Raw genomic sequence first — 11,018 nt, forward strand, 5'->3', positions numbered from 1 at the left:
CCTTTGTAAGAACTATCTGTTCCACTCTGGCTTCTACCTGTTGTGCTTCGGTTTCCCGGTTTGGACTTGTCATCCCGACTGTTCCTGTTGTTATTTTTTATCATGATACGCTGTTAACCACATACTTAATGCGGGGTGCAAATTTAATAAAAATAGCGGAAACCACCTCCTATATTTTCCATCCAATTGTTAAATTTAAAATCGTGCCCTACAGGCATTTAAACCGGCCTTTTGACCCTAAATTATGTAATGTCTTGATAATTAGCTTTATATATCGTATGTTTGCAGGCGTTTTATAATTGTTAACCAAAAAAAGGAGGAAAATGATAAAGAAACACATAATAACATGTTCAGTAATTTTAGGGTTACTGGTTATGGCAAAAGTGTTTGCTTACTACATGCCCCAAGCAGCAAAAAGTCAAAAAAAAGAAGTCAATACCACTGTTAAAAACACTATAATACCCACAATACCCACACTAAAAAAAGAGCCGGCAACTCTGATGGCTCAGTTAAATTTCGCAGAAGAGACCTTGCCTGTTGGAGACAGGAAAGTAGAGCGAAAAATGAAGAAAGTTCTCGCTGCTCACAATTTCAGCAGTCTTCAAACCAATCGTTTACATCATCTGGCAGCAGAGTGGTTCCCGATTATCGAACCTATACTCGCAGCTTATGGTATACCTGACGATTTTAAATACGTTCCCCTGGTTGAATCGGGTATTCAGGGCGGAATGTCACCAAGAGGAGCAAACGGATTCTGGCAGTTTATGCCTGGTACAGCCAGGAGTTACGGACTGAAAGTAAATTCATCTGTTGATGAACGCAAAAATCTGCGCAAATCTACCATCGCTGCCTGCAAATACATCAAAGAACTTTATGGGATCTTCGATAGCTGGACTTTAGTGGCCGCAGCCTACAATGTAGGTGATAACCACATGAGAAAACAGATCAACAGGCAAAGCCAGGATAACTATTTCAAAATGAAGCTTAACCGTGAAACAGGCGGTTATGTGTATAAACTCATTTCGATGAAGCAGATCCTGAAGAAGTCTTCACGTTTTGACAACCGGGCGCCTAAGCGTATCCTGGCATTGAATACAGGAAGAGAATAAAAATATTGACATGCAATTGGGGAAGCCGGCACATGATGCCGGCTTTTTGCGTTTAATCTCTGAGTTTTTCGGGTTTGCTTATCCAGATGGTTTTATAACTCTCTTTATAGTCAGCAGACAGGAAAGACTGTTCAATAAGTTTAAAAACATTAAAGTTTCTACAGTGGATTTCTTGAGTACGCGTTTACAAACGATTGAAGGTGTTCTTAAAACGCTGGCCAATAATTCAAAATCATTACGTTTGAGCTATTGTTCCAGCAAGCCTCACTTTTTTAATGATAAAATTTTTAGCATTTTTGTGGCTGCAAATTTGCTGTCTTAATTTCAAAAATTTCAACAGCGTTTATAAATATATATGAGCAAAAATACCATTGACCTGGGCGAGCAAAAAGATGTAGAAGTGTATGGTGCCAGGGTCCACAACCTTAAAAATATAGATATATCTTTTCCGCGGAACCAGCTGGTGGTGATCACTGGACTAAGCGGAAGCGGCAAGTCTTCACTGGCTTTTGATACCATATATGCCGAAGGACAACGCCGGTACATGGAAACGTTCAGCGCCTATTCACGCCAGTTTATGGGCGGTATGGAGCGGCCTGACGTGGATAAAGTATCAGGACTAAGCCCGGTAATCGCAATTGAGCAAAAAACCACAAGTAAAAACCCAAGGTCTACTGTAGGAACAATCACGGAAATCTATGATTTCATGCGTTTGTTGTATGCCCGTACAGCTGATGCTTTCTCTTACAATACCGGGGAGAAAATGGAGCGCATGAGCGAAGACCAGATCCTGAACAACATTTACACAAAATATGACGGACTGGCAGTAAACATCCTGGCGCCGGTGGTAAAAGGACGTAAAGGACATTACCGCGAGTTATTTGAACAAATCCGCAAGCAAGGGTACGTGAAAGTAAGAATTGATGGAGAAATCCAGGATATGACTGCCAAAATGCAGGTAGACAGGTATAAAATCCATGATATCGAAATTGTGGTAGACCGCCTGATGATCGACAGAAAAGACCACAAACGCCTGATAGATTCTGTACAAACTGCGATGCGTTTGGGTAAAGGAATCATCAAGATCAGTGATAAGGAAAACAATGTTTCCCATTTCAGCCGCTTCCTGATGTGCCCAACTACTGGTATCTCCTATGATGAACCACAGCCAAACAGTTTTTCTTTCAACTCACCTTACGGTGCATGCGAACGCTGCGACGGCCTGGGCTACATATTTGTAGTGGACAGGGAATCGGTAATGCCTAATCCCAAACTAAGCATCATCAACGGCGGACTTGCCCCATTGGGTGAGTACAGGGATATATGGTTGTTCCAGGTGATCAAAGCGCTGGCAAAAAAATACAATTTTTCACTCTCTACGCCAATTGAGAAGCTGACAGAAGAAAATATAGACATAATCCTGAACGGTACGCCGGAGCTGCTTTCTGTAGCAGTGGAATACAATAAATGGAACGTGCAGAATTACCAGATCTCATTTGACGGGATCATCAAACTCCTCGAAGAGCAGAATGAGAAGAAAGGCGAGGGAGCCGTGGATGATATGGAGAACTTCCGCAAGCTGAAAACTTGTCCGGTTTGTGAGGGTGCGCGACTAAAAAAGGAAAGCCTGCACTTTAAGGTAGACGGAAAGAATATCTTTGAACTGGCAGAAATGGATATCAACAGCCTTAAAGGCTGGTTCGTGGATGTGGAAACCAGGTTAAGCGAGCGTCAGAACACTATAGCCAAAGAGATCCTGAAAGAGATCCGCATTCGTCTGGGTTTCCTATCGGATGTAGGACTGAATTATCTATCGCTGGATCGTACAGCCAGAACTCTATCGGGTGGAGAAGCACAGCGTATCCGTTTGGCTACGCAGATAGGCTCCCAGCTGATGAACGTAATGTATATCCTGGATGAACCCAGTATCGGGCTGCACCAGAGGGACAATGAACGACTGATAGGCGCATTGAAGAACCTGCGTGATCTGGGAAATACAGTCCTGGTAGTTGAGCACGATAAGGATATGATCCTTGAGGCCGACTGGGTGATTGACGTAGGGCCGGCAGCAGGTTTGCATGGCGGACAGATCGTTGCACAGGGAACTCCTGCACAGATCCTGAAATCCAAAACACTTACCGCAGCTTACCTTAACGGGGAGAAAGAAATTACTGTACCCAGGAAAAGAAGAAAAGGAAACGGACACAAGTTACAGATTCTGAAAGCCAGCGGCCATAACCTGAAGAATGTTTCAGTAGATTTTCCATTAGGGAAGTTTATTGCAGTGACAGGTGTTTCGGGTAGCGGTAAATCAAGTCTGATCACGGAGACATTGTACCCGATCTTAAACCACCACTTTTTCAGGGCTAAAAAACATCCGCTGCCATATGAGAAGATTAACGGACTGAAGGAAATAGATAAAGTAATCGAAATTGACCAGGCACCAATAGGAAGAACGCCAAGATCGAATCCATCAACTTATACCGGTGTTTTCTCTGACATCAGGAATTTATACGTACAGTTGCCCGAAGCAAAAATCAGGGGTTATAAACCCGGACGTTTTTCGTTTAACGTGAAAGGCGGAAGATGTGAAACCTGTCAGGGTGCTGGTATGAAGGTGATCGAAATGAATTTCCTTCCGGATGTACACGTGCCTTGTGAAGAATGTGGCGGCAGAAGATATAACAGGGAAACCCTGGAAGTGCGCTACCGTGGTAAATCAATCAGCGATGTGCTGGATATGAGCATTGAGGACGCTTGCGCTTTCTTCGAAAATATGCCGGTAATTTACCGGAAGATAAAAACGCTGAAAGATGTGGGACTTGGATATATCACTTTGGGACAGTCTTCTACAACTTTATCAGGCGGAGAAGCCCAGAGGGTAAAACTGGCGACGGAATTGTCCAAAAAAGATACCGGCAGGACATTTTATATTTTAGATGAACCTACCACCGGACTTCACTTTGAAGATATCAATGTATTGCTGGGAGTACTCAATGAACTGGTGGATAAAGGAAATACTGTACTTGTTATTGAACATAACCTGGATGTGGTAAAGGTGGCCGACTGGGTAATTGACCTGGGTGAAGAAGGTGGTGCCGGCGGCGGAAGGATTATCTTTGAGGGTACACCGGAAGGCCTGACCCAAAATCCAATCAGTCTTACAGGAAAGTTCCTGAAGAAAGAAATGAACATAAAGAACTAGCCTGATTTTAATGACGGGCATAATTTCTGCATATTTAACATAAGGCTATGAAACTTATGCAGGCTTCATAACCGTTAAAAATACTGCCTATGAAAAACTTGTTAACCGCAAAACAGATGCGTGAAGCAGACGCATATACAGTCAAGCACAGGGAAATAACATCCCTTGACCTGATGGAATCTGCTTCAAGGGCATTTGTTAACGCTTTTGCAGAAGAAGTGCCGGACCATGAAACTTCAATTGGTGTTTTATGTGGTAAAGGTAACAACGGAGGCGATGGGCTGGCGGTTGCAAGGTTACTGAAAGATATAGGGTACAGCAATGTATTTGTGTACCTGGTCAATTTCTCTGCTAAAGAGAGCGAAGATTACACCGCAAACCTGAAAAGGCTGGAAGACCTGTGGTTTCCAATGCTGAAGGTAGAAAGAGCTGAAGATTTGCCTGATCTGAAAGAAAAGGTGATCATTGATGCTGTTCTAGGGTCCGGGCTCAACGCTGAACTTGAGGGACCATACAAACAGCTTGTACTGGCGGTGAATAAAATGAATAAACAAGTCATAGCCATTGATGTACCTACAGGTTTTCCCGCTGAAGGAAATCTTAAAAAAGAAGGTGTTTACCTGAAAGCTGATCTCGTGATCTGTTTTGAACGGCCAAAGATTAACTTTTTCTTTCCTGAATCTGCAGGGGCAATGAAACACTTCAGGGTAGTTTCGATTGGTCTTGATGAAGAATTTATACAGAACTGCCAATCCTCTTATCATCTGCTTGAAGCATCTGATCTACGAGAGCTGGTTAAACCAAGGGAATCATTTTCACATAAAGGAACGTACGGGCATGCATTGATTATTGCTGGACAACGGCAAACCATGGGAGCGGCGCTGCTCGCTGCCAGGGCATGTTTGCATGCAGGGGCGGGACTGACAACAGTGTCTATACCTGAAAGTGGCTTAACCGCATTAAATACGGCTCTCCCTGAAGTAATGTATCTTGACAGAACAGACCTGAGTCCTAAAAACGTTCAAAAACTGAATACCATAGCTATTGGCCCCGGACTGGGAACAGGAACTGAAAGCACTGAACTTTTAAAAAACATCCTGCTCCTGAACCGCCCGCTTATTATTGATGCTGATGCGCTGAACATTCTGGGCAATTTGCCCGAGCTAATGGATCAGCTCCCCGCCGGTACAATATTAACGCCGCACATGAAGGAGTTTGATCATCTGTTTGGAACTCAGAAATCCTGGTGGGACCGACTGGAGACCGCAAGAAGGAAAGCAGTAGAATTGAATTGCGTAATCATCCTGAAAAATCAGTATACATTTATTATCGAGCAATCGGGGAATGTTGTTATTAACTCTACAGGTAATCCGGCGATGGCACAGGGCGGGATGGGTGATGTACTTACAGGATTAGCGGCTTCATTTTTGGCTCAGGGGTATACTGCGAAACAGGCGGCATTCATTGCCTGTTATCTGCATGGAAAATCAGGAGATGAGCTGGCAGAGGCGCAGGTAAGCGTATCGGCCTCTGCAGTAGCAGACCATGTATCTCAGGCGCTAAAAGGATTAATTAAATAGACACGGCGCCAAAAACAACCATCTTTTCCATAGTTGGACTTGCACTTCCGCCACGTTTTTCAAGTGTAACGGCAAAAGCCTGTGCGTTACCTACTTCTTTCATGGTAAGCAGCAACTTCTTAGGCTGGGTTTGTGCATCAAATACACCAAGGTCAACTGGTTTGCCATTGACGATTGCCCATAGCTGGTACTGATTTGCAGTATCATTTTCAGGAAGCGCCATTTTGGTATTGTCTACCATTACATGCTGTCCTTTTTTATGCCAGTAAACCATCATGTTGGCCTGCGGGGATATCTTTGTACCGGCAAGTTTTACCGAAGCCCAGGTAGGATCAGAAGCAATTGCTGCTATTTCCTGCAGGTCTTTGTTTTCATCTTTGATATAACTTACAGTAGCAGCAAACTTTTCTCTGTCAATACTCAGAGAAGCGATCTGCTCATTGGCCAGATTAAGCTTGTCATGTGCCGAATACAATGCGACACTGCTGATAACCAGTAATGCAATACAAGCTACAAGGGCAAATTTTAATGTCCTGATTGTTGAGGCAGATTTGTCCTCATATAAAGGTACTACTTTAGCTGTGTTTACAGGAGCTGCGGCAGGTGCCGAAGGATGAGCTGCAGGAGTAGTAATTTTTTCGAATATTTGTTTTTCTAAACCTATAGTAGGTTCTATTGCATGACTAACAGCATATTGCTCCATAGCAATTTCTATGGCGGTGATTTCCTGTTTGATATCAGGGAACCTGCTTGCCATAGCTTCAACCTCCCGTTGTTCCTGGGCGTTTAACTGCCCGAGTACGTAAAGTTCAAGTATGCCTGTTTCGATGTATGCCTTTGATTCTTCCACTTAATTAAAATGCTTTCTTAATTCCATAATAGCCATCCTGATCCTGGTTTTCACCGTACCTAATGGTAAATTCAGTTCTTCTGCGGCCTCAACATGGGTATAACCTTTAAAGTATACCATGTTTAATACATCATTGAATTCAGGTTTCAGTGCAGTAACCATATCCCTTATACCAAGTGTATCAGCATTAAAAGTGATCTTTTTTTGCGAGTCAATAAAATCTACGTTATTTTCTATGTCTTGGTTTTTATGAGAATTTCTGAAGTCTTTAGAGCGGAGTTTGTCTATAGCTATATTGCGTGCAACGTTGATCATCCACGTAAATAAGCGTCCCTTACTGCTGTCATAGCTATCAGCAGAGTTCCATATTTTAATAAAAGTTTCTTGTAAAAGGTCCTCGGCAATCTCTGATTGCTGTACGATTCTTGAGATCACACCTAACAGGGCACCCGAATACATATCGTAGAGTGCCTGTATAGCAATAGTCTCTTTAGCCCGGAGCGCACGCACCAGTTCTTCTTCTGTGAGGGTTATTTTTTTAGTCGCTGCCAATGTTGCTAATATACAGAAAGTCTAACAAGTTTAAACATAATTTGTTTAAACAATGACCTCTTTTTAAAATTCAAAAAGATGTTTCTCAGCATGATACGATGACCGTACCAAAGGGCCGCTCTCCACATATCTCAGTCCTTTTGCCAACCCAATTTCTTTGTATTTAGCAAACTGGTCAGGATGGATCCAGTCCAGCACAGGGTGGTGATTACGTGTAGGCTGCAGGTACTGCCCTAAGGTGAGGATGTGTACACCATTTGCCACCAGGTCGTCCATTGCTTCAAGCACATCATCTTCAGTTTCTCCCAATCCCAGCATAATACCAGTCTTGGTTCTCAGTCCAAAGTCGGAAATTCTTTTCAAACATTCAAGACTTCTGTCATATTTTGCCTGTACGCGAACTTGTTTGGTTAACCTGCGTACGGTTTCGATATTGTGCGACATTACTTCAGGACGCTCTTCCAAAACACGATAAAGGTTATCCCAGATGCCCCTGAAATCAGGAATAAGGGTTTCCAGTGTAGTTTCAGGACTTTCTCGTCTGATGGCCTGCAGGGTTTCTGCCCAGATGATAGAGCCACCGTCTTTCAGATCATCACGGTCTACCGATGTAATAACACAGTGTTTAACCTGCATTAGTTTTACCGAATTGGCAATACGGTTAGGCTCATCCGTATCCACAGCTTTTGGCCTGCCAGTAGCCACTGCGCAAAACGAGCAGGAGCGTGTGCAGATATTACCAAGGATCATAAATGTTGCCGTACCCGAACCCCAGCATTCGCCCATATTAGGACAATTGCCGCTTTCACAAATCGTATGTAACTTGTGGGTATCTACAAGGCTGCGCACCTGCGCATATTCTTTACCTACCGGAAGCTTAACTCTAAGCCAATCTGGTTTGCGTTGTACTGTGTTTGCTGGAACAACCGGAAGTGCGATCATACAACAAAGTTAAGCAATAGGTTTGAATTGTTATAAAGATGAAATGTCATTTAATTATTGATGACACCGGCAATTTCATCTGCAGATATATCACCGTGAGAGGCATCGAGTACACAGCTGCCGTCTTTAATGAGTAGGATCTGAGGCGATTCGTGGTGTACCTGAAAGGTTTCCGCAATTTGTGCGGATATGGCACGGTGGCTGATCAGATCAAGAAAATACAGGTTCGTGTCTTCGGGGATAACTTCCCAGTCGAGCTCGAAACGTTTTTTCACCATCATGCTTATAGAACAACGCGTGCTGTGTTTAAAGATTAAACTAAAGCCCGTTGTTGATTTGATATCGCTGATCTGGTTCAGATCAGTAATGTTTTTCCACTCCATCATTTACTTAATTTTTTAAGAGCTACTTTCTCCGGCTGCCCTTTGGGTACGATTGGTACGCAGGACAGATCCGTGATCCGCATGACTCTAAAACTGTGATTGCAAAAAATACGCCAAGCAATACGATCGCCACTTTTTTCATAAGTATATATTTTTATTCCTGAGGTGAAGCTATCCTATAGTACGACGTTTTCATCCTGCCGGATTATATTATTATCAGTTAAAGATTACAAATTGTATTGCTTTTTGAGAGCGATATCTTAATGTTGTTTCCGTTTACTGGATTTTCTTTGCTAATCTACGTTATTTAACAAAAAAAACAAACCTGTTATCAGACAGTTGCCAGTAAATGAGCCATTTTTATTGCAGTTATTGCTGCTTCATCACCTTTGTTACCATGTTTGCCTCCGGATCTGTCCAGCGCCTGCTGTAAATCGTTGGTGGTCAGCACGCCAAAGATCACTGGTTTGCTGTATTTGATCCCTACCTGGGTTACGCCATTTGCAACAGCATCACAGATAAAATCGAAATGTCTGGTATCACCCTGGATCACACAGCCCAGACAGATTACGGCATCAAGATCAGGATGTTTGTTCAGCAGGATCTCAGCTGCACCGGTTAATTCAAAACTTCCCGGAACTGGTACAGAAAGAATGTTTTCTTCCTTAACCCCGTTTTTAATAAGGGTATCAAATGCTCCTTTGTATAAACTTCCTGTAACGTCTGCATTCCATTCGGCCACAGCAATTGCAATTTTATATGCACTGCCATCAGGAACGGTGGTATGTGAAAAATCAGATAGGTTCTTTAAATTTGTTGCCATAGCGCAAATGTAAGTATTAGCCATAAAAAAAGGCCCGCATTAAATGCAGGCCTTTGTCAAAATATTTTATTTTACTTTCCCTGAGCCGCAGTTACACGGGCGATGTATTCATCGATCATGGTTGCTTCCTGACTTGCCGGGAATTCAGATTTTATTTTTGTATATGCTTTTTCAGCATTATCATAATCTTTTTGTGCCTCATATACCAGACCCAGTTTTTTAAGGAACATAGGAGAAGTAAACTTGTTGCTCGATTTGTCGGCTGCTTTTTTGTAATATGTAATAGCCTGGCTGTAATCTTTTAGTTCGCTGTAAGCATCGCCCAGCAAACCTAATGCAAGTGGATCTGCTACAGGACTTCCTGTTTCCGAGTATTTGCCTAAAACGTCTGCAGCTTTTTTGTATTCTCCCTTACGTAAATAGATACCGCCAAGGTACAGGTTAGCTAAGTTAGCCGATTTGGTATTGTTATATTCTTCTGCAATTTTTTCAAATCCCGGGTAACCCGAATCTCCGTTGATCGCTTTATTAGCCAGTGAGTCTACCCCAACATACTGTTCCGCTTTGTACATTTTTTTGTTAGCTTCTTCGGCCCTGTCTTTTAAGTATACATTCTGATACCAAAAGTATATGATCACCAATAAGATTACCGCAGCGGCAATGAATAAAAGGCTTTTAGAGTTTTCTTCTAAAAATGAACCCTTTCTAACATTATGATTTACTTCTTTTTCTGTTGTGGACATTTTATTTAAAAAAATTAAGGATTGCAAAAATACATTTTTCGGTTAAAGTATCAACCTCTTTTTTTAGTATTTCAATAAACTTTTTTGCACAGGCCCGGTTTCAAACCTCCTGAATCTGATAGGGATAGCTTCGCGGGGGAAACAAATATGAAGATCCGGTTATTTTAACAAATCTAAACGGTAACTTTGACTGATATTACTATGTGGTTAAAAAACATTACTCTGCTCAATTTCAAAAATTATTCTGATGCTGATTTACGCTTTTCTAAAACCGTAAATGCTTTTGTTGGGAATAATGGTGCCGGGAAAACCAATCTGCTGGATGCCATTCATTACTTGTGTTTGTGCAAGAGCTATTTCAATCCTATTGATAGTCAGCAGATAAAAACGGCAGAAGATCTCTTTCTGATACAAGGGGATTTCGACCGCCAGGAAAAAAATGAGAAGATTACCTGCGGAGTAAAGAAAAACCAGAAAAAACAGTTTAAGCGGAATAAAAAGGAATACGACAAACTGGCCAGCCACATTGGCCTTTTTCCCCTGGTAATGATTTCTCCATATGACGTAACTATCATTATGGACGGGAGTGAGGAACGGCGGAGGTTTATGGATAATGTGATTTCACAAACTGATGCGCAATACCTCGATGAGCTCATCATTTACAACAGGCACCTGCTGAACAGGAACGCTCTGTTGAAACAAATAGCGGCGACACGGCGGTATGATCCCACTTTGCTGGAGATATTTAATGAGCAACTTGTACACTCGGGCAATAAGATATTTGAAAAGCGTAAACAGTTTATGCTGGATTATATCCAGTTATTCAATAAA

At 42.3% G+C, this 11,018-nt stretch carries 10 protein-coding genes; 4 read left to right on the top strand and 6 right to left on the bottom strand.

Annotated elements, in window-relative coordinates:
• The first annotated feature begins 500 nt into the window (after positions 1-500).
• From ABWY16_RS11700 to ABWY16_RS11710, 3 genes are all read left to right on the top strand, one after another.
• The gene (locus tag ABWY16_RS11700; protein ID WP_353904824.1) at positions 501-1,109 is read left to right on the top strand and encodes a lytic transglycosylase domain-containing protein; all 609 of its coding nucleotides are present in this window, start codon (positions 501-503) and stop codon (positions 1,107-1,109) included.
• Positions 1,110-1,464: 355 nt separating this feature from the next.
• Positions 1,465-4,314, top strand: a complete 2,850-nt coding sequence (uvrA, locus tag ABWY16_RS11705) for an excinuclease ABC subunit UvrA (RefSeq protein WP_353904825.1) — start codon at positions 1,465-1,467, stop codon at positions 4,312-4,314.
• Positions 4,315-4,403: 89 nt separating this feature from the next.
• Positions 4,404-5,894, top strand: coding sequence for an NAD(P)H-hydrate dehydratase (locus ABWY16_RS11710; RefSeq protein WP_353904826.1), 1,491 nt, complete (start codon positions 4,404-4,406; stop codon positions 5,892-5,894).
• Here ABWY16_RS11710 and ABWY16_RS11715 read toward each other — a convergent pair.
• The 6 genes from ABWY16_RS11715 to ABWY16_RS11740 all read right to left on the bottom strand — a co-directional run bounded on the left by ABWY16_RS11715 (position 5,887) and on the right by ABWY16_RS11740 (position 10,187).
• Positions 5,887-6,744 carry an anti-sigma factor gene (locus tag ABWY16_RS11715; protein ID WP_353904827.1) on the bottom strand — a complete coding sequence of 286 codons (858 nt, stop codon included), beginning with the start codon at positions 6,742-6,744 and terminating at the stop codon, positions 5,887-5,889. The genes ABWY16_RS11710 and ABWY16_RS11715 overlap by 8 nt on opposite strands.
• The gene (locus ABWY16_RS11720) at positions 6,745-7,296 is read right to left on the bottom strand and encodes an RNA polymerase sigma factor (protein ID WP_353904828.1); all 552 of its coding nucleotides are present in this window, start codon (positions 7,294-7,296) and stop codon (positions 6,745-6,747) included. It lies immediately after the preceding gene.
• 63 nt (positions 7,297-7,359) lie between these two features.
• Positions 7,360-8,238, bottom strand: coding sequence for a lipoyl synthase (gene lipA / locus ABWY16_RS11725; protein WP_353904829.1), 879 nt, complete (start codon positions 8,236-8,238; stop codon positions 7,360-7,362).
• A gap of 50 nt (positions 8,239-8,288) precedes the next feature.
• The gene (gene ytxJ / locus ABWY16_RS11730) at positions 8,289-8,624 is read right to left on the bottom strand and encodes a bacillithiol system redox-active protein YtxJ (RefSeq protein WP_353904830.1); all 336 of its coding nucleotides are present in this window, start codon (positions 8,622-8,624) and stop codon (positions 8,289-8,291) included.
• Positions 8,625-8,952: 328 nt separating this feature from the next.
• A complete protein-coding gene (gene ribH / locus ABWY16_RS11735; RefSeq protein WP_353904831.1) occupies positions 8,953-9,444 on the bottom strand; it encodes a 6,7-dimethyl-8-ribityllumazine synthase in 492 nt (163 codons plus the stop codon).
• 71 nt (positions 9,445-9,515) lie between these two features.
• The gene (locus tag ABWY16_RS11740) at positions 9,516-10,187 is read right to left on the bottom strand and encodes a tetratricopeptide repeat protein (RefSeq protein ID WP_353904832.1); all 672 of its coding nucleotides are present in this window, start codon (positions 10,185-10,187) and stop codon (positions 9,516-9,518) included.
• A gap of 201 nt (positions 10,188-10,388) precedes the next feature.
• On the opposite strand from ABWY16_RS11740, the gene recF reads away from it, so the two are divergent.
• Positions 10,389-11,018: DNA replication/repair protein RecF (recF, locus tag ABWY16_RS11745; RefSeq protein WP_353904833.1), on the top strand; the 630-nt coding region annotated here is incomplete at its 3' end.

The organism is Pedobacter sp. (assembly GCF_040513095.1).
GTDB lineage: Bacteria > Bacteroidota > Bacteroidia > Sphingobacteriales > Sphingobacteriaceae > Pedobacter.